Below are 21606 nucleotides of genomic sequence, written 5' to 3' on the forward strand. Positions count from 1 at the left end.
CCATCCGGCCGCAACGGAGCGGCGTCGTGACGGACACGCGTGCTGAAGTGGACTGTGTCTCGGGAGCCGGGTCGCTCTCCCGGCAGTGCGCGCCAACCCATGGACGGTCGGCGGCAACGCTTCAGTCTGCCATATTTTCCCGACCGACCGGAAATCAGCCGGTCAGGGCGGCCGGACCGGCCTCCGTATCGGCTGCCGGTCAGGGGAAGGAACCGGTCAGGGAGCCGGGTCGACAGGTCCGGCCCCGGGCCGGTCGAGCTCGGACAGGAGCTGCCTGTCGTGCTTGTCCAGGCTCTGCGGGGCGAGCGCCGCCAGCAGTTCGGGCCGGTTCCTCGCGGTACGGCGCAGTGCCTGGTCCCGCCGCCAGCGGGCGATCTTTCCGTGATGCCCGGAGAGCAGGATCTCCGGCACCTCGTGCCCCCGCCACTCGGGCGGCTTGGTGTAGACGGGACCTTCGAGAAGGTTCTCCATCGCACCGGGCGCGAAGGAGTCGTCCACGGCCGAGTGGACGTTGCCGAGTACACCCGGCAGCAGCCGTCCGATGGCCTCGATCATCACCAGCACGGCCACCTCGCCTCCGGCGAGCACGTAGTCGCCGATGCTGACCTCGTCCACGCGCATGCGCGCGCCGTACTCGGCCATCACCCTGGAGTCGATGCCCTCGTAGCGGGCCGGGGTGAACAGCAGCCAGGGCTCGGCGGCGTACTCCATCGCCAGTTTCTGGGTGAAGGGCACACCGCTGGGGGTCGGCACGATCATCCGCGGCAGGACCGCGGGATCCGCGGCGAGGACCTCGTCGAGGGCCTCACCCCAGGGTTCGGGCTTCATGACCATGCCGGGGCCGCCCCCGTAGGGGGTGTCGTCCACGGTGCGGTGCACGTCGTGGGCGTGGTCGCGGAGCTGGTGGAGACGGACGTCGAGGATGCCGCGCTCGCGGGCCTTGCCGATGAGGGAGACGTCGAGGGGGCCGAAGTACTCGGGGAAGATCGAGATGACGTCGACGCGCATGTCAGACGATCTCGTCCGGATCGAGCAGTCCCGCCGGAGCGTCCACGACGAGGATGCCCTTCTCAAGGTCGATCACCGGGACCAGCGCCTTGACGAACGGCACGTAGACCTCCGCCTTCCCACGCCGTACGACGAGCAGGTCCTGGCCGTGATGGAGCACGTCGGACACCTCGCCCACCCGCTCGCCGTCGGGCTTGACCACGGCGAGGCCGATGAGCTGGTGATCGTAGAACTCGTCGGGATCGTCGGACGGCGGAATGTCCGCCGAGTCGATGACGAGCATGGTGCCGCGGAGCTCCTCGGCGTGGTCGCGGTCGTTCACGCCCTCGAACCTGACCAGCAGGATGCCCGAATGCCAGCGGCGGGACTCGACGACCAGCGGGCCGGCCGAGGCGGGCTCGGTGGCCAGGGCTGTGCCCGGGGCGAAGCGCCTGTCAGGCTCGTCGGTGCGTACTTCCACGGACACGTCTCCGCGGAGTCCGTGCGGGCGACCGATCCGCCCTACGACGAGCTGCACGCCCGCCTCCTCACATAGTGGTGCCGGTGGAAAGCAGACGGGCCACCCGCGCTGGGCGGGTGGCCCGTTCGCTCGATTGGACGCGTCCGGCGGCTAGCGGGCCTCGTTCAGGTCGAGCAGATCGACCCGGACGTATTTGCCGTCGCCGAGGGCGTTCACGACCGTGCGAAGCGCCTTGGCCGTACGGCCGCCGCGGCCGATGACCTTGCCGAGGTCCTCGGGATGCACCCGGACCTCAAGCACACGCCCGCTGCGGATGCGGCGAGCGTGCACCTGGACATCGTCGGGATATTCGACGATGCCCTTCACCAGGTGCTCGAGGGCCTCCTCAAGCACCTCAGGCCTCGCCTTCCGGCTTCTCCTCGGCGGCCGCGGTGGGCTCAGCCGGGGCCTCGGCGGGGGCCTCTTCAGCCTTGGGAGCCGCCTTGCGGGTCGACTTCTTCGGCGTGGTGGCGGCTTCCAGAGACAGCGCCTCCTTGGCCGCGGCCTCGTAGACGGCGTGCCGGTCGGCCTTGGGCTCGGCGACCAGGAGCGGAGCCGGAGCCGGCTCGCCCTTGAACTTCTGCCAGTCGCCGGTGAGCTTGAGGAGCTTGAGGACGGGCTCGGTCGGCTGCGCGCCGACACCCAGCCAGTAGGCCGCCCGCTCGGAGTTGACCTCGATGCGCGAGGGGTTCTCCTTCGGGTGGTAGAGGCCGATCTCCTCGATCGCCCGGCCGTCACGCTTGGTGCGGCTGTCGGCGATGACGATGCGGTACTGCGGGTTGCGGATCATGCCGAGCCGCTTGAGCTTGATCTTGACTGCCACTGGTGTGGTCTCTCCTGCATTAGAGCGTGGGTGAGCGGTGTCTCATCGAGTGGGGCACGAGGAGAGGACCGATCGAGGGACAGGCATGGCACGCGGGAGTGAGAGGGCAACCACGTGTCACGATGTTCCAACATGTCATTGTGCCAGACGCGCGGGGGTGTCCGGCCAATCCACGGCCATCCCCTGCGGCGGCCGGAGGGCAAATCTCGGTAATCCACGTGTGTCCGGGCCCCCGGCGGGTCCGGCCTGCTGCGCTAAATGGCCGCCGTGGCAACCACCCTCAGATCTCTGCTGCTGACCGCGACCGGATCCATCACCGTGCTGGGAGCGGTGCTGACCATCAGGGCGGTCCCTGCCGGTCAGGCCGACGCGCCGCCGGCGTCCGCCCCGTCCCCTGCCGTGACTCCGAAAGGAGGCACGTTCGTGCCTCCTTGGACCCCGCTCCTGCCCGGGACTCCGGCGCGGACGGGAGCACCCGCCCCGCCGGAGACAGTCGGGCCGCCGGGGACCGCCTCACGGCTCGGAACCCCCGTCCTGCCCGAGGCGCCGATCCTGCCGGGAGCCGCCCAGGCACCGGAGATCCCCGCACCCCCGGGAGCACCCACGCGGCTCACCTACCCGCCGTACGATCCGTCGGCCGGGATGCCGTGGTGGGAGCACTACTTCGGACGTACCCCGAGCAGTTCGAGCACGGCCACCAGGATGAACCCCGCGACGATGATCACCCAGATCCACCTGGCACGCGCGTGGAAGGGTCCATCGCTCATTTCTGACCGGGGAGCTTGAACTTCGAGGGGTCGAAGCCCGGCGGCAGCTCCAGGCCAGGAGGCAGCTGCTGCCGGGAACCGAGCTTGCCGAGGAGGCCGTTCCCCGCCGGGGGTGCGGGCTCGCCGGACTTGTCGGGGGCGGCCTTGCCGAGCGCCGCCTTGCGCGGGTCACCGCTGACCCTGCGTCCCTTGGCCGCCTTCTTCTGCGCGGCCTTGGCCCCCTTGCGGCCACCGGGCATGCCGGGGATGCCCATGCCGCCGGCCATCCGCTTCATCATCTTCTGAGCGTCGAAGAAGCGGGTGACCAGGCCGCTCACCTCGGTCACCGTCACACCGGAGCCCTTCGCGATACGGGCACGGCGGGAGCCGTCGATCATCTTCGGATTGTGACGCTCGGCAGGGGTCATGGAGCGGATGATGGCGGCGATCCGGTCGAGGTCGCGGTCGTCCACCTGGTTCAGCTGATCACGCATCTGCCCCATGCCGGGCATCATGCCGAGCAGGTTCTTGATCGGGCCCATCTTCTGGACCATCATCATCTGCTCGAGGAAGTCCTCCAGGGTGAAGCCCTCGCCCGAGGTGAGCTTGCTCGCCATCTTGGCGGCCTCGGCCTCGTCGAAGGTCTTCTGCGCCTGCTCGATCAGGGTGAGGATGTCACCCATGTCGAGGATGCGGGAGGCCATCCGGTCCGGGTGGAAGGCGTCGAAGTCCTCGAGCTTCTCACCGGTGGACGCGAACATGATCGGCCTGCCGGTGATGTGGCGGACCGACAGTGCGGCGCCACCGCGGGCGTCGCCGTCGAGCTTGGTCAGTACGACGCCGTCGAAACCGACACCCTCCATGAACGCCTGGGCCGTGCTGACGGCGTCCTGGCCGATCATCGCGTCGACGACGAAGAGGACCTCGTCGGGCGAGACCGCGTCGCGGATGTCCGCCGCCTGCTTCATCAGCTCCTGGTCGATGCCCAGGCGGCCCGCGGTGTCGATGATGACGATGTCGTGCTGCTGCCGCTTGGCGTGGTCGATCGACTGGCGGGCCACCGCGACCGGGTCGCCGACGCCGTTTCCCGGCTCGGGCGCGTAGACCGCGACGCCCGCGCGCTCGGCCACGACCGAGAGCTGCTGTACCGCATTGGGCCGCTGGAGGTCGGCGGCGACCAGCAGCGGCGTGTGGTTCTGCTCACGCAGCCAGCGGGCGAGCTTGCCGGCCAGGGTCGTCTTGCCCGCACCCTGCAGGCCCGCGAGCATCACCACGGTCGGCGGGTTCTTGGCATAGCGGAGCCGCCGGGTCTCGCCGCCGAGGATCTCGATGAGCTCGTCATTGACGATCTTGACGACCTGCTGCGCCGGGTTCAGCGCCTGGGAGACCTCGGCGCCGCGGGCGCGCTCCTTGACCTGGGCGACGAACGCCTTGACCACGGGCAGCGCGACATCGGCCTCGAGGAGCGCGATGCGGATCTCGCGGCAGGTCGCGTCGATGTCGGCCTCGGAGAGCCGACCCTTGGATCGAAGGGAGGAGAAGACCGATGTCAGCCGGTCGGAAAGCGTCTCGAACACGTGATTGGCCAGCCTCTGCGCTACAGGTCTGCGACTCGACCTCCCAGCCTATCCGCTGGGAGGTGCGACTGACGCCCTCCCGGGGTCAGCGGCCCCAGCCGGGAACAGCCATCCGCGTGGTGAGCGCGTGCTCCACAAGCGTGATGAGCGTGGCCTTCACCGCGTCGCGCGAGCGGGCGTCGGTCTTGGAGATGGGGATGTGCGGCGCCAGCGTCAGCGCCTCGCGTACCTCCTCCTCACCGTGCAGGTAGGTGCCGTCCCACCCGTTGACCGCGACGACGAAGGGGAGCTTGGCCTCCTCGAAGTAGTCGATCGCCGGGAAGCTGTCGGCCAGCCTCCGGGTGTCGACGAGCACGATCGCACCGATCGCGCCCTTCACGAGGTCGTCCCATTCCGACACCGCCCCCACGAACGTGGTCTTACCTACACCGAATCCCCCGGCGACGACGATTTTCGTCGATGTCAGGCCGCCGCCGCGGCTAGAGCCTGCGAAGTCCACTGAGCACCCTTTCCAGCAGGTTGAGATCCGGCTTGCCCGCGTCCAGCTGAGGCTGATGCAACTGGATCAGACCCTCGGCGGCCATGTCGGCGACCAGGATCCGGGTCACGCCGAGCGGGATGCGGAGCATCGCGGAGATCTCAGCGACCGAACGCACTTGCCGGCACAGGGCACTGATTGCCTGATACTCCGGAGTGCGGGTGGATAAATCGTGATGTATGGAGGTCGCCGAGGAGACCAGGGCCTCCAGGGCGAGTTGGGTCCGGGGGGCGGTACGCCCCCCGGTCACGGCATACGGACGGACGAGGGAGCTCTGCTCCAACGGCGCCGGCTGCATGAGATGCGAAGGCCCCGCCTGTTGCCGGTGGGGGTCGTCCATCGATTGGTAGGGAAACCCGCCGTGCGGGTCGCCCTCACCGGTCCAGCCGCGGCCTGCCACGACAGCCTCCTAGCGTCATCGCCGTCACCGTGAGTGGGAAGACTGCAGTTCCGCGCGGACGGCCGGGGTCAGCACCTGACCTGCCCGCTCGACGAGCAACGTCATCTGGTAGGCCACCAGTCCCATGTCACAGTCGGCGGCGGCCAGCACCGCCAGACAGGAACCGTCACTGATGGACATGATGAGGAGCAGCCCTCGCTGCATCTCCACCACGGTCTGGGTGACCGCACCGCCTTCGAAAACCCGCGAGGCGCCCTGGGTCAGGCTGATCAGGCCGGCCGCGACCGCGGCCAGCTGGTCCGCCCTGTCCCTGGGAAATCCGTCGGAATACGCCAACGGCAGACCGTCCGCCGACACGACGACTGTGTGCGCCACACCTGGGACGTTGTTCACAAAGTCAGTGATCAGCCAATTGACCCCCCGGGCGGCCTGGCTCATTTCGCGCACGTGTCATCCTCCTTGGCGACCATGATGAGCTCGCTCACCGGTCCTCCTTGTTTCCTTCAACGTCCCGGCCGAAGTCGGGATACGGCCGTCCGTCCGCGGCTCCGCCCCTGGCGGCCGCGCGGCCCTGCCGTACGCCCTGCTGGAAGCTGGCCAGCCTGTTGCGCACCGCCTCCGGGGAGACTGTCGGCCGGAGCGCGGGGGTTTGGGGAGCCGCGCCCAGGTCGGGCGCGGCCGTACCGGGCACCAGGTTCGCCTTGGGCACCCGCTTGGGCAGCCCGGAACCGGTGATCCCGCCGAGTGAGGGCTCGCTGGCGGCCTTGGCCGCCTGCCAGCCCACGTCGGCGGGTGACGACCAACCGTTCCCCTGTGTGGGGGCGGCCTGCTGTGAGAGCTGAACGGTCTCCTGGACGGCCTGGGACGGCTGGGCCGTCTGGACCTCCTCGCCCCGTTCCTCGGCGGCCTGGACCGGCTCGACCTTCTTGAACCAGTCGGACTCGACGGCCGCGAAGATCGGCAGGAACTCCTCCTTCGCCTCCTCCATGGGCGAGGAGGCGGGGATCACCGGCAGCGGGCCGGTGTTGTCCGCCGTGTCGAACGGGCGCCGTCCGAACGGGCCGGAGTTGCCGCTGGACGGCCAGCCTCCGGAGTCGCCGCCGCGGAACGAGGAACTCGACCAGACGTCGGAGCCGCCGTCCCTGCTCTGCCCGCCGGGCCAGACGGGGGCGTCACCGCGCGCGGGCGCGCTCGGTCCCCCCGACCACGTTCCGGCGTCGTTTCTGGACGGGGCGCCCTGGCCCTGGTGCCACGCGGTGGGGTCGGGCTGGGAGGCGTCCGGCCAGCCGTGACCGGGGGTGGCGCCGGGCGGCGGGAGCTGTCCCGGCCATGGGGTGTCGACGGGTGCCTGCCCGAACTGGCCGCCACCGAAGGGAGGCTGCGAGGCCTCGAAGGAGTTGAACTGCTGCCCCAGGTCGAAGGAGGCGAACGAGTTCTGATGGGCGGCCTCGAACGAGGCGAAGGACGGCATCTGGGGAGCCGCGGGGCTGGCCAGCACGGGCGGGCGTTCCATGGAGGCCATGGACCCGGCCCAGTCTCCGCTCTGCGGCATGGCACCGGGACCGCCTCCCGGGCGGGCGGTGACGGCGAGCAGGTTCTCCGGGAGCAGGACCATGGCGGTCAGGCCGCCGCTGTCCTGCTGCCTGAGCTGGACTCGGATGCCGTGCCGCAGGGCAAGGCGGCCGACCACGAACAGGCCCATCCGGCGGGAGACCGAGACGTCCACCACCGGCGGGTTGGCCAGTCGCCAGTTGGCCTGGGCGAGTTCCTCGGCGGTCATGCCGATGCCGATGTCGGTCACCGAGACCATCACGCCACCGCCGTCGATGCGGTTGCTGGAGACGATGACCTTGGTCTCCCGGGGGGAGAAGGAGATCGCGTTCTCCACCAGCTCCGCGATCAGGTGGACGACGTCGTTGACGGAGGTTCCGGCCACGGCCACGCCCGCGGACAGCTGCAGGTCGACCCGCTCGTAGTTCTCGACCTCCGACAGCGAGGCGCGGACCACGTCGATGAGCGGGACCGGCTGGCTCCACCGGCGGGCGGGCTCCTGACCGGCGAGGACCAGGAGGTTCTCCGAGTTGCGGCGCATGCGGGTGGCGAGGTGGTCGAGGCGGAAGAGGCTGCCGAGCCGGCCCTCGTCCTGCTCGCCCTGCTCCAGGCTCTCGATGAGGGAGAGCTGGCGCTCCACCAGGGTCTGGCTGCGCCGGGAGAGGTTGACGAACATCGAGTTGACGTTGCTCCGCAGCGTGGCCTCCTGGCCCGCCAGTCGCACGGCCTCGCGGTGGACCTCGTCGAAGGCCCGGGCCACCTCACCGATCTCGTCGTCGGAGGCGACACCGATCGGGGTGATGTCCGTGGTCGAGACCTCGCCGCTCTCGCGCATGCTCTGGACGGTCTCGGGGAGACGCTGGCCGGCGATGGACAGCGCCTCGGTACGGAGCCTGCGCAGCGGCCTGACCAGCGACCGCGCCATGATCGCGGTGACGATCAGGACGAAGATGAGCAGCAGCACGCTCAACCCGGCGGCGATCAGCGCGCCGCGCTGCTCCGACTCCTGCAGGACCCGGCTCTGCGTGATGAGGGTATCGGCGACCTGCTCCTCGACCGCGCGCATGCGTTCGATGATGTCGCTGGAGGCGTCGAACCACGTCGTCTGGTCACCGAGTCCGGTCCTGGAGACGTCGACGTTCCTCAGCGGCTGGCCGTTGAGGGCCAGGAAGATGGCGCGGGCGCGCAGTGCCGCCGCGCGGTCCTTCTTCTGGCTGCTGACCGTGTCGTCGTAGAGCTGGCGCTGGGCGACCGAGGCCTCGGAGCGGAAGGTCGCGAGCTCGCTGTCGAACTGCGCCCGGGCGGCCAGCATGGCGTTGAGGCCTTCCGCGCTGAACCCCCTGACGGCGAGGGCGACGGCGAGGTTCGCCCGCTCCCTGGAGGCCTGTTCCTTGGCCCTGGCCAGTGCGGCGAACGCGGCGGCGCTGGCGGTGATCTCCTGGTCCGCGACGCCCTGAATGATCTCGTCGTGCAGGGCGAGCAGGTCCGTGATGGTACGGGAGTACGCGGCGATCGTGGGCTGGGCCGGTAGTTGGGTGGCCGTCGCCGCGTCACGCAGGCTCTTGAGCTCGTCGATGCGGCTGCGGATCTGCGTGAGCTCGTTCCTGCTCCGAGCCCCGAACGACTCGATGACGCCGCTGTCGTTGATGACGCCGTTGATGCGGGTGCGCACCTCGCCGGCGACGCTGTCGACGCTTTCGTACTGCTTGCGTAGATTCGACTTGCCGGTGCTCAGCCGACCCTGGGCCACGTACCGGGCCGACAGGTCCCGCTCGACCTGTAGCTCGTCGACCAGGCGGCTCAGGCCCGCGGTGAGTTCGGCGGTGGTCCGCACGCGCTCGTACTCGGTGGCACTGCTGATCGAGGTGGTGACCCGCAGGCCACCCAGCACGATCGCGGCGGCCGTGGGGATGACGATGAGCGCGATCAGTCGCGATCTCACCCGCCAGTTCTTGAGCGCGAGCTTGCCGCCGTTCCTCGCAGAACTCTCGGAACCGGAGTCGTCCCGGTCCTGACCCGGGCCGCTCTGCGGCCGCCCCCCCTGGTTGTCGAATCCCAGGGCAGGTGCCAGCCCGGATTCGCGTTCGCTGGGGATTGACGCTGTCCTCACTGGCCTCCGCTGCCTCTCCTCGGATCGTCTGCTTGGAGGGGATCGCGTCACGCAATGATGTGCGAGTGACGCCGACGCATCCATGGGGTAGGGGTTATTGGAGCACAGCCGGATGAGTTCGGCCAACAGCACATAACTCACATTTCCTACCGAACGGGTACATCACACCTGTAATCGGGCGGTGACTCTCCGCCCCGTAACCACAAACTTCCACAAAGTTGCGAAACAGATTTATTGACATCTCTGCTTATGCCCGCTATGCGGATCTATCCGTTGATTGATACGGATGTGACAACTGAGTGGCGTATGCCTGCTTTGTAGCTTCGGGGCGATAGGGGCGAAAGGGGTTATATTTGTAATTTGACTGATCTACTCCGCTACTCTGATCCGCGGTCGGCAAACCCCCCCTTGACCAACATGCCTCCCGGGACCCCCTCCATGTCGCCCGATGAGTCACCGCGAGTTCCGGCAGGGGCGGTCAAATGCAGCTAAGGAGACCCATGAGGTTCACACTTGCGAGCCGGGCCGTCATCGCAGGAGTCACCGCCGCCCTGGTGCTGAGCGCCTGCGGAGGTTCCGACAAGTCCACTGACACCACCGCCGCGAACGCGGGCGGTCTGGAGAAGACTCAGATCAAGATCGGCGCGCTGCCGATCCCTGACTCCGCCGCGCTCTACATCGCCAACAAGCGGGGCTTCTTCAAGGAGGAGGGGCTCACCGTCACCATCGAGCCGGTGCCCGGTGGAGCCCAGGCCCAGCAGTCCCTCATCGGCGGTTCCCTGGACGCCACCCAGACGAACTACGTCTCCGCCTTCCTCGCCGTCGCGGCCGGCAACAAGATGAAGATCATCTCGGACCTCTACCAGGCCGCTCCGAACTCGTTCAACCTCATGGTGCCCAAGGACTCCTCGATCAAGACGCCCGCCGACCTCAAGGGCAAGAAGATCGCGGTCAACAGCCTCAAGAACATCGGCACCCTGGCGGTCACCTCGGTGCTCAAGACGCACGGCCTCACCGAGGCCGACGTGCAGTTCCTGGAGTTCCCCTTCCCCGAGATGGGTGCCCAGCTGGCCAACAAGACCGTCGACGCGGCCTGGATGACCGAGCCGGCCCTGACCGCGGTGCAGAAGAACCTCGGCGCCCAGAAGCTCGCCGACACGATGGTCGATTCCACGGCGGACTTCCCCATCGCCGGCGTGATCGTCATGGAGAGCTACGCCACCGAGAACCCCAAGACCGTCGCCGCCTTCCAGCGGGCGATCGCCAAGGCCCAGCAGATCTCCGCCACCGACCGCAAGGCCGTCGAGGAGATCCTGCCGACCTACACCAAGATCGACGCTGCGACCGCCGCCGTCATCACCCTCGGGTCCTTCCCGACCAGCCTTGACGAGACCCGCCTTCAGCGCGTCGCCGACCTGATGGTCGAGCAGGGCTACCTGAAGAGCCCGATCCAGGCCAAGACCCTCCTTCCCGGAAACCTCGGGTGACACGGCACAACCCGCTCGACAACAGACTGCTCTGCGGCGCCCTCGGCGTCGCAGGGCTGTTCTGCGTCATGGAGGTCGCGGGCCGGACCGGGTTGATCGATCCGCTCGTTTTCCCACTGGCCTCCACGGTGCTGGGTCGAGCAGCCGCACTCGTGACCGACGGCGAGTTCCTCTCCGACGTCGCCTCGACCCTCGGGGCCTGGGCTCTTGGACTGCTGTTCACGGTCGCGCTCGCCGTACCCGCCGGGTTCCTGCTCGGCAGCCTGCCCCGGGTGGAGAGCGCGCTCCGGCCGATCCTTGAGTTCCTGCGCCCGATTCCGTCGATCGCGTTGATCCCGCTGGCGCTCGCCGTGTTCTCCGACAGGTTCGACATGAAGGTCCTCCTGATCGTCTACGCGGCGACCTGGCCCGTCTTGATCAACACGATGTACGGCCTCAAGGACGTCGACCCGCTCGCCAAGGAGACGCTCCGCAGCTTCGGGTTCGGGAAGTCGGCCGTGCTGTGGCGCGTCTCCCTGCCGAGCACGGCGCCCTTCATCGCCACCGGTGTCCGGCTGGCGTCGGCGATCGCGCTCATCGTGGGAATCAGTGCGGAACTGCTCGGTGGCGGCGCCCAGGGCATCGGCAGTTACGTCCTGGAGAGCGGCGGCAACGCGGACGCGGTGGAGTACATCATCGCCGCCGCCATCTGGGCCGGGGTCATCGGCATGGTCACCAACGGCCTGTTCGTGCTCGCGGAACGGCGGATCTTCCGCTGGCACACCGCCCGTACGGAGGTGGTCTGATGAACGGCCTGCTGCGCGGCGCGGTCCGGCTGTGGCCGGTGCCCGTCGTGCTGTTGCTGTGGGAGCTGCTCACCCGCGGCATCGAGATGCTGAGCTTCCCGCCGCCGTCGCAGATCGCGACCAGCATGTACACGATGTGGCTGACCGGTCCCGCGGAGCGGCTCTGGCTGACCGACGCGGCGCTGACGAACATCCCGGTGAGCGTCGGCCGGCTGCTGTCCGGGTGGGTGCTGGCCGGGGTCGTCGGGATCGTCCTCGGGGTCGCCCTGGGCCGCTCCCCGCTGCTCTTTCGCTTCATCGACCCCCTGGTCCAGTTCGCCCGCGCCATCCCGCCGCCCATGCTGCTGGCGTTCTTCATGGCGTTGTTCTCCATCGGTCCCCGGATGCAGATCAGCTTCATCGCGTTCGGCATCGTCTGGCCGGTTCTGATCAACGCCTCCGAGGGGGCTCGGCAGGTCGACCGCCAGCACCTGGACACCGCCAGGGTCTTCGGGCTGTCGGGCGGTGAGCGGCTGTTCCGGATCATCCTGCCCTCGGCCATGCCGAAGATCTTCGCCGGACTCCGGGTCAGCCTGTCACTGGCGCTGATCCTCATGGTGCTCTCCGAACTGGTCGGCAGCACCGACGGGATCGGCTTCCAGCTTCTGGACGCCCAGAGGTCATACGACTTCTCCGGCGTGTGGGGAACCATCGTGGTGCTCGGCGTCCTGGGATACGTGTTCAACTCGGCGTTCCTGGCGGCCGAGCGACGTGTCCTGTCCTGGCACCGCTCCGCCAAGCAGACGACCTGAGGACCTGCTGTGCTTGAGATCACGAATCTGTCCCACACCTACGGCAACGGGCCGACCGCCCACAACGCGCTGGGGGGCATCGACCTGAAGGTCGCCCAGGGTGAACTGGTGTGCATCGTCGGCCCCTCCGGATGCGGCAAGTCCACACTGCTGCGTTCCATCGCGGGGCTGCTGCGGCCCAGCGGCGGCCAGGTCACGCTCAACGGCGCCCAGGTCGAGCAGACCCCCGACAACCTGGCCGTGGTCTTCCAGGACTACAGCCGCTCCCTGTTCCCCTGGATGTCGGTGGTCGACAACGTCTCGCTCCCGCTGCGCCGTAAGGGAATGGACAAGCGGCAGCGCGGGCAGGCGGCGATGGAGGCACTGGAGGAGGTCGGCCTGGACGGCGCCGCGGCCAAGTACCCGTGGCAACTTTCCGGGGGCATGCAGCAGCGGGTGTCCATCGCCCGAGCCCTGGCCTACCGCCCCGCCCTGTTGCTGATGGACGAGCCCTTCGGTTCCGTCGACGCCCAGACCCGTGAGGACCTGGAAGACCTGACCCTGCGGGTCCGCAACCTGCACAACATGACCATCGTGCTGATCACCCACGACATCGACGAGAGCGTCTACGTCGGTGACCGCGTCGTGGTCCTGTCCAAGGCCCCTGCCGGAATCGTCGGTGACCTGCGCGTGGACCTCCCGGGACCGCGCGATCAGATCACCACCCGTGAGCACCCCGACTTCGTGCACCTGCGTGCCGAGGTCGGCCGCCTGGTGCGCGGCATGCGGAGCCCGTCGCCCTCGGCCTCCTGAAGCCCTCTTCAAAACGCCTGCCGAAACGTGGTGGTCCCCTCAGGGCCGCACACCGCAGAGAGAGGATTTCCATGAGCCACCCACAGGCACCGGTCTGGGACGCGATCGGCGGCGTCTCCCGTTTCGCCGCCCTGGCCACGATGGCGGAGCTGGGCTGCGCCGACCACCTGAGAGACGGCGCCCTGAGCGTCGACGAGCTCGCACTGCGCTGCGGCGCCGACGCCTCCGCGCTCGGCAGGGTGCTCCGCCAGCTCGCCGCCATGGGCATGGTCGCGACCACGGCGCCCGGCACCTACGAGCTGACCGAGGCGGGTGCCACCCTCCGCGCCGACCTGCCCGGCTCGCTCCGCTCCGCCGTACGGATGATCTCCGAGGAGGGCTTCTGGCACGGCATGGGCATGGTCCCGCAGACCGTGCGCACCGGCAGGTCGGGCTTCGTCGAACGGCACGGGCACCTCTACGGCTACCTGAAGGCCAACCCCGGGGCCGGCGCGCTGTTCAACGACTACATGGTGGTCAGGGCCCAGCCGTTCGCGGACGCCGTGGCCTCCCGCTACGACTTCTCCGGGGTCCGGACCCTGGTGGACGTGGCCGGCGGCAAGGGGCACATCCTGGCCGCCGTTCTGAAGACCCACTCAGATCTGGACGGGGTGCTGTTCGATCAGGAACCGGTGGTCAGCGCGGCCAGGGAGTTCTTCGCCGAGGCCGGTCTTGAAGGCCGGTGCAAATTCGTGGACGGCGACTTCTTCACCTCGGTGCCCGGCGGGGCGGACGCCTATCTGCTGAGCAGTGTGATCCACAACTGGTCCGACGAGGATTCGGTGCGGATTCTGCGCAACGTCAGGGAGGCCGTCTCCGACGACGGCCGAGTGCTCCTGGTGGAGGCCGTGGTGCCGGACGACGACAGACCGCACATCAGTAAGGACATCGACATGCGAATGCTCGCCCTTTTCGGCGAGGGCATGGAACGCAGCACCTCCGAGTACGCCGAACTCCTGGGCAAGTCCGGTTTCCGGCTCAACCGGCAGATGGAACTACCCGGTGGCGCCTCAATTGTTGAGGCCCTGCCTATTTAGCGGCCGATATAGGGCCGGCGTAAAGGCCGGCATCGGGCTCGCGAAACAGCGGCGGGGGGGGGCGGGGGGGGCAACGGCCCCGCCCCCGCCGGAATATCACCGGCGGGCCGGCGTCCGATGTCGTTGTCAGGTAGGGGACACCCGGGTCCCGAGGACGGAGAACGAGTCGGCCGGCGAAGGCGTGGAGATCGGGGATTCCGGAACCGGGGCGTCGTCCGGGAGGGCGAGCCCCGCCGACCCGCGGCGGGCGAGGGCGGCTTCGCGGGAGCTCTGTCAGGGGAAAAAGAAGCGGGTCTCGCCCCTTCTCAGGGGCGAGACCCGCGCCAGGAGATCAGACCCTGAGGGTGAGGACGTGCTCGACCAAGGTGATCAAGGTCGATTTCACCGCGTCCCTGGACCGGGCGTCGGTCCGGACGACGGGGATGTGCGGGGAGATCGTCAGAGCCTCCCGCACCTCCTCCTCACCGTGGATGTGCGATCCGCCGAACCCGTTGAGGGCCACGACGAACGGGAGTCCGGCCTCCTCGAAGTAGTCGATCGCCGGGAAGCTGTCGGCCAGCCTCCGGGTGTCGACGAGCACGATCGCACCGATCGCGCCCTTCACGAGGTCGTCCCACGCGCCGACGAAGGTCGTCTTGCCGACACCGAACCCGCCGGCGACGACGATCTTCGTCGACGTCATCCCGGCGTCAGAGCCTGCGAAGCCCACTGAGCACCCTTTCAAGCAAATTGAGATCCGGCTTACCCGCATCCAGTGACGGCTGATGGATCTGCACCAGGCCCTCGGCCGCCATGTCCGCGATCAGTACCCGGGTCACGCCAAGTGGCATGCGCAACAGGGCAGAGAGCTCGGCGACCGAGCGCACCTGCCGGGACAGCGAAATGATCGCCTGATATTCCGTGGAAAGCGTGGCGGGATCCACTCCCGCCAACGTCGCCGAGGAGACCAGTGCCTCAAGAGCTAGCTGCATCCGGGGGGCGGTCCTGCCCCCGGTCACAGCGTACGGGCGAATCAACCGGTCTCGCCCGCTCTTGGCCTGAGACGTGTTCTGGGGTTCCTCCCCCGGCCCACGCCAACCTGGTGCGTCCATATCACCCCCCTATCGCTGAACCGACTGCAGTTCGGCCCGTAGCGCAGGCGTAAGCGCCTGCCCGGCACGCTCTGCGAGCAGTGTCATCTGGTAGGCCACCAGGCCCATGTCACAGTCCGGCGAGGCCAGTACGGCCAGCGCGGAACCATCGCTGATCGACATGGTCAGCAGGAGGCCCCGCTGCATCTCGATCACTGTCTGTGCCACCGGACCACCTTCGAAGACTCGTGAGGCACCCTGGGTGAGGCTGATCAGACCGGCCGTGATCGCGGCGAGTTGGTCCGCCCGGTCCTTGGGAAACCCCTGGGAGTAGGCCAGCGGGAGCCCATCCGCGGAGACGATCACCGCGTGCGCCACTCCGGGCATCTCCTTGACGAACTCGGTGATCAGCCAGTTGAAGCCGCGGGCGGCCTGGCTGAGTTGGTTGTTCACTGCTGGTTCTCTCCCTCGACGGCCTTGGCGCGCTCGCTCATCTCAGCGCGTCCCTGCCGTACGCCTTGCTGGAAACTGGACAGGCGGCTGCGTACCCGATCCGCCGATATCGGCGGCATCGGGGGGGCCGGCGTAGCCGGTGCCGCCGAGGCGGCTCCGGGAACGAGGTTCGCCTTGGGCACCCGCTTGGGAAGGCCCGATCCGGTCACGCCGCCCTCCACCGGCTTCTTGGCGACCTCCGCGGCCGCCCAGCCCTGATCTGACGGGGTGCTCCACGGTTGCCTGTCGGCCGCGGGCGCAGCCGGCCTGGGCGGCTGCGCCTGCTGCTGCTGCGGCGGCTGCCCCGGCTGCTGCTGAGGCTGCGGCGTGGAGTGCGAGAGCTGCGGGAAGTTCTGGGTCTCCAGTCCCTGCGGGCCTCGCCTGACCCGCGGCTCCAGCAGCCGGGGCCTGGCCTCGGCGACGGGCTCGGGATCGGGCTCCGCCTCCTGCTCCGGCTCGGGTGCGCCAGAGGTGCTGCTGCGGAACCAGTCGGACCCCACCGCTGCGAAGATCGGCAGGAACTCCTCCGGCTCCGGTTCCGTCGGCGAGACCTCGACCGCGGGAAGGGCCTGGGTGTTCTCCACCGGCTCCAGCCGCTGCGGTGTCCACAGATCGGACGAGGAGGTCTCGGGCCAGGCCGAGGGGAACGACGGCGCCGGGGTCGACGCCAGCGGCGACGACCACAGGTCCTCCACCGCGGAGGCGGGCACCACCGGCCCCGACCAGAGATCTCCGGACATCGGTGCCGGCACCTGGGGAGGCGCCTGAGACGGCATCTGAGGCGGCGTCTGGGCGGGCTGCCCGAAGCCGGCCGGCGATCGGCCACCGCGCCCGGCACCGGTCCCGAACGGGTCCGCGTTCGGAGCGGAGCCGAACGGGTCGGGGTTCACCGAGGGGAACGAGTTCGCGGGACCGCCGAAGGAACCGGACGGCATGCCGCCCTGTCCGGCCATCGCCATCTCGGGCATCCCCGCGCCCTGGGCCACCACCTGCACCGGCAGGAGTACGACGGCGCTCAGGCCGCCGGTCTCCGGGCGCCTGAGCTGGACCCTGATCCCGTGGCGCATGGCAAGGCGGCCGACCACGAACAGGCCCATCCGGCGGGAGACCGACAGGTCCACCGCGGGAGGCTCGGCCAGCCGGCGGTTGGCCTCGGCCAGTTCCTCGTCGCTCATGCCGATGCCCGCGTCGGTGACCGCCAGGATGACGGCGCCCATCTCGTTGCCGTTGCTGGTCACCGTGATCTTGGTGTCCTGCGGCGAGAAGAAGATCGCGTTCTCGACGAGCTCCGCGACCAGGTGGACGATGTCGTTGACGGCCTGGCCGATGATCGAGATGCCCGACTCGACCCGGAGGTTCACCCGCTCGTAGTTCTCGACCTCCGACAGCGAGGCGCGGACGACGTCGCTGAGCGGAACCGGCTCACTCCACCGGCGGCTCTGCTCCTGACCGGCGAGGACCAGGAGGTTCTCGGAGTTCCGGCGCATGCGGGTGGCCAGGTGGTCCAGCTTGAAGAGGCTGCCGAGGCGGCTCTCGTCCTGCTCACCCTGCTCCAGGTCGTCGATGAGGTCGATCTGGCGTTCCACCAGCGACTGGGTGCGCCGGGAGAGGTTGACGAACATCGCGTTGATGTTGCTTCGCAGCCGGGCCTCGTCACCCGCCAGCCTGATGGCCTCGCGGTGGACCTCGTCGAATGCCCTGGCCACTTCCCCGATCTCGTCGCGGGAGAGCACCCCGATGGAGGGCACCTCGATGTTCGGAGCGTGGTCTCCGGACTCCCGCAGCACCCGGACGGTCTCGGGCAGCCGGGTGTCGGCCACCTCAAGCGCCTCGCTGCGCAGCTTGCGCAGCGGCCGGACGAGCGTGCCGGCCACCCAGGCGGTGATGAGCAGGATCAGGACCAGCAGGATCAGGATCGAGACACCGGAGATCGCGGCGCTGCGCTGTTCCGCACTCTCCATCTCCTGGCTGCGGGCGACCACCGCGGCCGACAGGCCGCGCTCGACGGTCCGCATGTCGTCCACGATCGCGGAGGAGGCCGCGTACCAGGTGTCGGCGCTCCTGAGCCAGCCACCGCCGATCCGCTCCAGCGGCTTGTTCTCCCGCATGAGGGACATGACGAGAGCCCGCATGGAGTCGGCCTGGTCGATCTTTGGACCGTTGACCACGTCACGGAAGCGCTTGATGTCGGCGGCCGAGGCGGTCGCCCGGAAGGCGTTCTCCTCGCTCTGCTGGCTCCGGTACGCGCCCAGTAGGTCGGCGGGGTCGTCGAAGTCGAACTTGCCGTCCAGGAAGCTGACCAGGAGGGTGCCCCGCTGCCTGGCGACCTGCTCCTTGGCCCGGGTCAGTGCGCCCAGCGCGAGCGCGTCACCGATAAGGCGCTCGTCGCCGCCGCTGCGGCCCAGGTCGTCGTGGAGGGTGATGAAGTCGGAGATCATCCGCGAGTACATGCCGAGGGCCGCCCGGGGCAGCACGCTGCCGTCGGTCATCAGCCTGCGCAGGCCGGGAAGACCGTCGAGCCAGCGGCGGATCTGGGCGACCTCGGTACGGACACGGGCCGCCTGCGACTCGTCGAGGGCCTCCATGGCGGTCAGCGTTTGCTTGCTGCTCCGGTCGACCACCCCACGCTGTTCCCTGACCTTGGTGAGCCGGGAGCGCGTGGCGCCGGCGGCGTACCAGGCGGTGAGGTCGCGCTCTTCGGCCATCTCGTGGGCGAGGGTGCCGAGCGACTCGACCAGTGAGGCGACCTCGGTCATCCGGCGGTATTCGCCGGCCGTGGCGAGGGCGGTGGTCAGCTGAAGTCCGGTGAGCAGGACGGCCGCGGCGGTCGGGAGCAGGATCAGCGCGACCAGACGGGGACGCACGCGCCAGTTCGCCGGCAGGAGTCGACTGCCCACCCCTGACGCGCGGTGGCTCCGGCGGTCTTGTGTCATCACTGGCCTACGTAACCCCTCGCCGGATTTGGAAGCGGCGAAAGCAATTTGAGCACATCCTTTATGTCACTTCGAATGGAGTAAATGCCGATAAATCACCGCAAAAAGGACATACGGCCACAAAGCTTTCAGGCCGGCCGGAAGGAATCCTTCACCTCCGGAGCCTGGTGCTTGATCATCAGGTGGCGGGTCACAGAGTATTCCCCAACCGCCTCCTGACTCATGTCCTTGCCGAAGCCACTCCCCTTGACCCCGCCGTGCGGCGCCTCAGAGGCGATGGGCAGATGGTCGTTCACCCAGGTCACGCCCACATCGAGCCGATGCGACACGCGCAGCGCCCTGGCCACGTCCCTGGACCAGACCGATGAGGCCAGCCCGTAGACGGTGTCGTTGGCCAGCCGGACCGCCTCGTCCTCTCCGTCGAAGGGCAGGGCGATCAGTACCGGACCGAAAAGTTCACCCTGAACGATCTCACTGTCCTGGGTCGCGCCGGAAACCAGGGTGGGCGGGTAGTAGAACCCGGGCCCTTCGAGCGGGGCACCGCCGCAGAGCACGGAGGCGCCCGCGGCGACGGAACGCTCCACGAAGCCGTGCACGCGGTCGCGGTGCCCCTTGGAGATCAACGGGCCGATGTCGGTGGCCGGATCCCAGGGGTCGCCCACACTGATCCGCGCCAGCGTCGCGTGCAGCGCCTCGACCGCCTCGTCGTACACCTCCCGGGAGATGTAGACGCGAGTCGCGGCCGTGCAGTCCTGGCCGGTGTTGTAGGTGGCGCCCATCGCGACGCCCCTGGCCATCTCGGACAGGTCCGCGTCACCGAAGACCAGCGCCGGAGCCTTGCCGCCGAGCTCCAGATGGACCCGCTTCAGGGAACCCGTGGCGCCGCGCATGACCGCGCGGCCGGTCGCGGTGGAGCCCGTGACGCTCACCATGTCGACGCCCGGGTCGGTGACGAGGGCCTCGCCCACCTCGGCACCGCCCAGCACCACCTGGAGCAGGCCGTCGGGCGCGCCGGCACGGGCGAACAGCTCGGCCATCCGCAACGTGGTGCCCGGCGTCTGAGGTGCGGGCTTGATGACCACCGCGTTTCCCGCGGCGAGCGCGGGGCCGATCTTCCACACCGCCATGACCAGGGGGAAGTTCCACGGGGCGATCGATCCGACGACACCGACCGGACGACGCACCAGCAGCGAGGTGTAGCCGGAGCTGAGCACCCCCGCACCGGTGCCGTCCAGCGAGCGGGCCGCCCCGGCGAAGAAGCGGAGGTTGTCCGCCGCGAACGGCAGCTCGCCGTCGCGGAAGACCGCCGCGGGCTTGCCCGTCTCGGCGACCTCCAGCCGGGTGAGCTCCTCGGCGTCGGCCTCGACGAGATCGGCGAAGCGCAGCAGCACCCTGGCCCGCTCGGCCGGCGTCGCCTCGCTCCATTCCCGGAACGCCACGCGGGCCCGCCGCACGGCGGCGGCCACCTCCTCGATCGGGGTGTCGGCGATCTCCCTCAGGATCTCGCCGGTCGCCGGATTGATCAACTTGCCCATGGAACTTCCCTCATCGTGGTGGTGCGGAGAGCCGTCAGGCGCCGGCCTGCTCGATCAGGTCGGCCGCCCTGCGCAGGCCGTCCCGCCCGCGGATCTCCTCGCCCGCGGCTGCCAGGCGCTCGCGGAGCGCGCCGTCGCCCAGGAGCCTGTCCAGTGCGCCGGTCAGCTCCTCGTTGGAGAAGGTGTAGGTGGACAGGCGCACACCGTAGCCGAGTTCGTGGACGCGCTGCGCGTTGTCGTACTGGTCCCAGAACAGGGGAAGCAGGATCATCGGCTTGCCGAAGTGCAGCGCCTCGGTGGTGGTGTTGTTGCCGCCGTGCGTGATGACCAGGTCGACCATAGGAATGATCTTGGTCTGCGGGACGAACTCGGCGCCCCACATGTTGTCGGCCAGCTTGATCTCCTCGTGCAGCGGACCCATCGAGACGATGAAGCGGTACGGGGTGGTGGCCAGCACGTCGATGACCCGCTGCATCAGCGAGACGTCCGCCGAGCCGAGCGAGCCCAGCGAGAAGTAGACCAGCGAGCCGTCCCGATCGGCCAGCGACGCGGGAAGCTCGAAGCCGCCGTCCGTCTCGCGCACCGAGGAGTCCAGGCGGTGCCAGGAGTCGCCCAGCGGCCGGGCGTCGACGTAGTCGGCGATCTCGGGGAAGACGTAGAGGTTGAGGTCACCCTCGTGGATGAAGTCCAGGTCCGGCAGCGGGTCGGCGCCCTGCTCGACGACCCACTCGTTGAAGGCGGTCCAGATCTCGCGGTGGGTGCGGTCGTACTCGGCGTTGAAGGCGCCCCACTGCGACCGGTCGTCGGCGGGCAGCCCGGAGAAGACCGGGGCGACGCCCTCGCCGCGCACCTCCAGCGGGTTGCAGGAGACGATCCGGACGAACGGCTTGCCCGCCGTCAGCAGCGCCGGGAAGGTGATGACGTTGTCCTCGACGATGACGTCCGGCTGGACGCGCTCGACAATCTCCTTCAACCGGGGCTCGCAGTACTTGGCGCCGTCGATAAGCGCCTCCCAGATCGGCTTGGTGACCGTCTCCAACTGCTCCAGAGTCGACTTCCGGTATTCCGGCGCGGTGTCCCTGATGAAGTCCTTCCAGAACTGCCCGGCGTCCTGTTCCTCTTCGGCCGGCGGCGCGAGATCGACCAGGTCCTCCTCGAATCCGAGGGCCGTCAATTTCCCCTTCCAGGAGGCCTCAGCTGCGAAAACAACTCTATGTCCACGCTTACGAAGAATGTCGCCGATGCCGATGCAGTTGTTCGTCGGCCCGTAGGCGCTCTCCGGCATGAACAGGATCGTGAGAGACATCACGCCTCCTTACGTCTAGAAGTTGCGGCTTTTGAAGAATGGTGAAATTCTCAGCTAGCAAAAAACCCAGAAAACGGTCACTATGGA

At 68.7% G+C, this 21606-nt stretch carries 20 protein-coding genes; 5 read left to right on the forward strand and 15 right to left on the reverse strand.

Annotated elements, in window-relative coordinates:
- Positions 1–216 precede the first annotated feature (216 nt).
- The 9 genes from trmD to IG98_RS46590 all read right to left on the reverse strand — a co-directional run bounded on the left by trmD (position 217) and on the right by IG98_RS46590 (position 9252).
- Positions 217–1008, reverse strand: coding sequence for a tRNA (guanosine(37)-N1)-methyltransferase TrmD (gene trmD / locus IG98_RS0105100; protein ID WP_030906208.1), 792 nt, complete (start codon positions 1006–1008; stop codon positions 217–219).
- A 1-nt stretch (position 1009) separates the two neighbouring features.
- Positions 1010–1525, reverse strand: a complete 516-nt coding sequence (gene rimM / locus IG98_RS0105105) for a ribosome maturation factor RimM (RefSeq protein WP_030906209.1) — start codon at positions 1523–1525, stop codon at positions 1010–1012.
- Positions 1526–1618: 93 nt separating this feature from the next.
- Entirely contained in the window at positions 1619–1861 is a 243-nt protein-coding gene (locus IG98_RS0105110) for an RNA-binding protein (RefSeq protein ID WP_030906210.1), read from the reverse strand.
- 1 nt (position 1862) lies between these two features.
- Positions 1863–2330 (reverse strand): 30S ribosomal protein S16, encoded by a 468-nt coding sequence (rpsP, locus tag IG98_RS0105115; protein ID WP_030906211.1) that lies wholly within the window; start codon positions 2328–2330, stop codon positions 1863–1865.
- A gap of 763 nt (positions 2331–3093) precedes the next feature.
- Positions 3094–4653 carry a signal recognition particle protein gene (gene ffh, locus IG98_RS0105125; protein WP_030906212.1) on the reverse strand — a complete coding sequence of 520 codons (1560 nt, stop codon included), beginning with the start codon at positions 4651–4653 and terminating at the stop codon, positions 3094–3096.
- Between the two features lie 85 nt (positions 4654–4738).
- Positions 4739–5119 (reverse strand): GTP-binding protein, encoded by a 381-nt coding sequence (locus IG98_RS0105130; protein ID WP_037969548.1) that lies wholly within the window; start codon positions 5117–5119, stop codon positions 4739–4741.
- Between the two features lie 13 nt (positions 5120–5132).
- Entirely contained in the window at positions 5133–5591 is a 459-nt protein-coding gene (locus tag IG98_RS0105135; protein WP_157594167.1) for a DUF742 domain-containing protein, read from the reverse strand.
- A 24-nt stretch (positions 5592–5615) separates the two neighbouring features.
- Complete coding sequence (locus IG98_RS0105140; protein WP_211263895.1) at positions 5616–6029, reverse strand: roadblock/LC7 domain-containing protein; 414 nt, start codon at positions 6027–6029, stop codon at positions 5616–5618.
- A 43-nt stretch (positions 6030–6072) separates the two neighbouring features.
- Positions 6073–9252 carry a sensor histidine kinase gene (locus IG98_RS46590; protein ID WP_169750072.1) on the reverse strand — a complete coding sequence of 1060 codons (3180 nt, stop codon included), beginning with the start codon at positions 9250–9252 and terminating at the stop codon, positions 6073–6075.
- A gap of 500 nt (positions 9253–9752) precedes the next feature.
- Here IG98_RS46590 and IG98_RS0105150 point away from each other — a divergent pair, with 500 nt between their 5' ends.
- From IG98_RS0105150 to IG98_RS0105170, 5 genes are all read left to right on the forward strand, one after another.
- Positions 9753–10739, forward strand: coding sequence for an ABC transporter substrate-binding protein (locus IG98_RS0105150; RefSeq protein WP_030906219.1), 987 nt, complete (start codon positions 9753–9755; stop codon positions 10737–10739).
- A complete protein-coding gene (locus IG98_RS0105155; protein WP_051751601.1) occupies positions 10736–11524 on the forward strand; it encodes an ABC transporter permease in 789 nt (262 codons plus the stop codon). The genes IG98_RS0105150 and IG98_RS0105155 overlap by 4 nt, the downstream gene beginning before the upstream one ends.
- On the forward strand, positions 11524–12315 hold the full coding sequence (locus IG98_RS0105160; RefSeq protein ID WP_030906222.1) for an ABC transporter permease: 792 nt from the start codon (positions 11524–11526) through the stop codon (positions 12313–12315). The genes IG98_RS0105155 and IG98_RS0105160 overlap by 1 nt, the downstream gene beginning before the upstream one ends.
- A gap of 9 nt (positions 12316–12324) precedes the next feature.
- Positions 12325–13107, forward strand: a complete 783-nt coding sequence (locus IG98_RS0105165) for an ABC transporter ATP-binding protein (protein ID WP_030906224.1) — start codon at positions 12325–12327, stop codon at positions 13105–13107.
- A 71-nt stretch (positions 13108–13178) separates the two neighbouring features.
- Complete coding sequence (locus tag IG98_RS0105170) at positions 13179–14183, forward strand: methyltransferase (RefSeq protein ID WP_030906225.1); 1005 nt, start codon at positions 13179–13181, stop codon at positions 14181–14183.
- A 331-nt stretch (positions 14184–14514) separates the two neighbouring features.
- On the opposite strand, the gene IG98_RS0105175 is transcribed toward IG98_RS0105170, so the two are convergent.
- The 6 genes from IG98_RS0105175 to IG98_RS0105200 all read right to left on the reverse strand — a co-directional run bounded on the left by IG98_RS0105175 (position 14515) and on the right by IG98_RS0105200 (position 21519).
- Positions 14515–14865 carry a GTP-binding protein gene (locus IG98_RS0105175; RefSeq protein WP_030906227.1) on the reverse strand — a complete coding sequence of 117 codons (351 nt, stop codon included), beginning with the start codon at positions 14863–14865 and terminating at the stop codon, positions 14515–14517.
- A gap of 7 nt (positions 14866–14872) precedes the next feature.
- A complete protein-coding gene (locus IG98_RS0105180; RefSeq protein ID WP_084195143.1) occupies positions 14873–15274 on the reverse strand; it encodes a DUF742 domain-containing protein in 402 nt (133 codons plus the stop codon).
- 9 nt (positions 15275–15283) lie between these two features.
- On the reverse strand, positions 15284–15706 hold the full coding sequence (locus IG98_RS0105185) for a roadblock/LC7 domain-containing protein (protein ID WP_030906232.1): 423 nt from the start codon (positions 15704–15706) through the stop codon (positions 15284–15286).
- A complete protein-coding gene (locus IG98_RS0105190; protein ID WP_169750073.1) occupies positions 15703–18609 on the reverse strand; it encodes a nitrate- and nitrite sensing domain-containing protein in 2907 nt (968 codons plus the stop codon). The genes IG98_RS0105185 and IG98_RS0105190 overlap by 4 nt, the downstream gene beginning before the upstream one ends.
- A 197-nt stretch (positions 18610–18806) precedes the next feature.
- Positions 18807–20213 carry an aminobutyraldehyde dehydrogenase gene (locus tag IG98_RS0105195; protein ID WP_030906238.1) on the reverse strand — a complete coding sequence of 469 codons (1407 nt, stop codon included), beginning with the start codon at positions 20211–20213 and terminating at the stop codon, positions 18807–18809.
- A gap of 34 nt (positions 20214–20247) precedes the next feature.
- Positions 20248–21519: a glycosyltransferase gene (locus tag IG98_RS0105200; protein WP_030906241.1), complete on the reverse strand. Its 1272-nt coding sequence runs from the start codon at positions 21517–21519 to the stop codon at positions 20248–20250.
- Positions 21520–21606 lie beyond the last annotated feature (87 nt).

It is taken from the genome of Streptosporangium amethystogenes (assembly GCF_000721075.1).
Lineage (GTDB): Bacteria > Actinomycetota > Actinomycetes > Streptosporangiales > Streptosporangiaceae > Streptosporangium > Streptosporangium amethystogenes.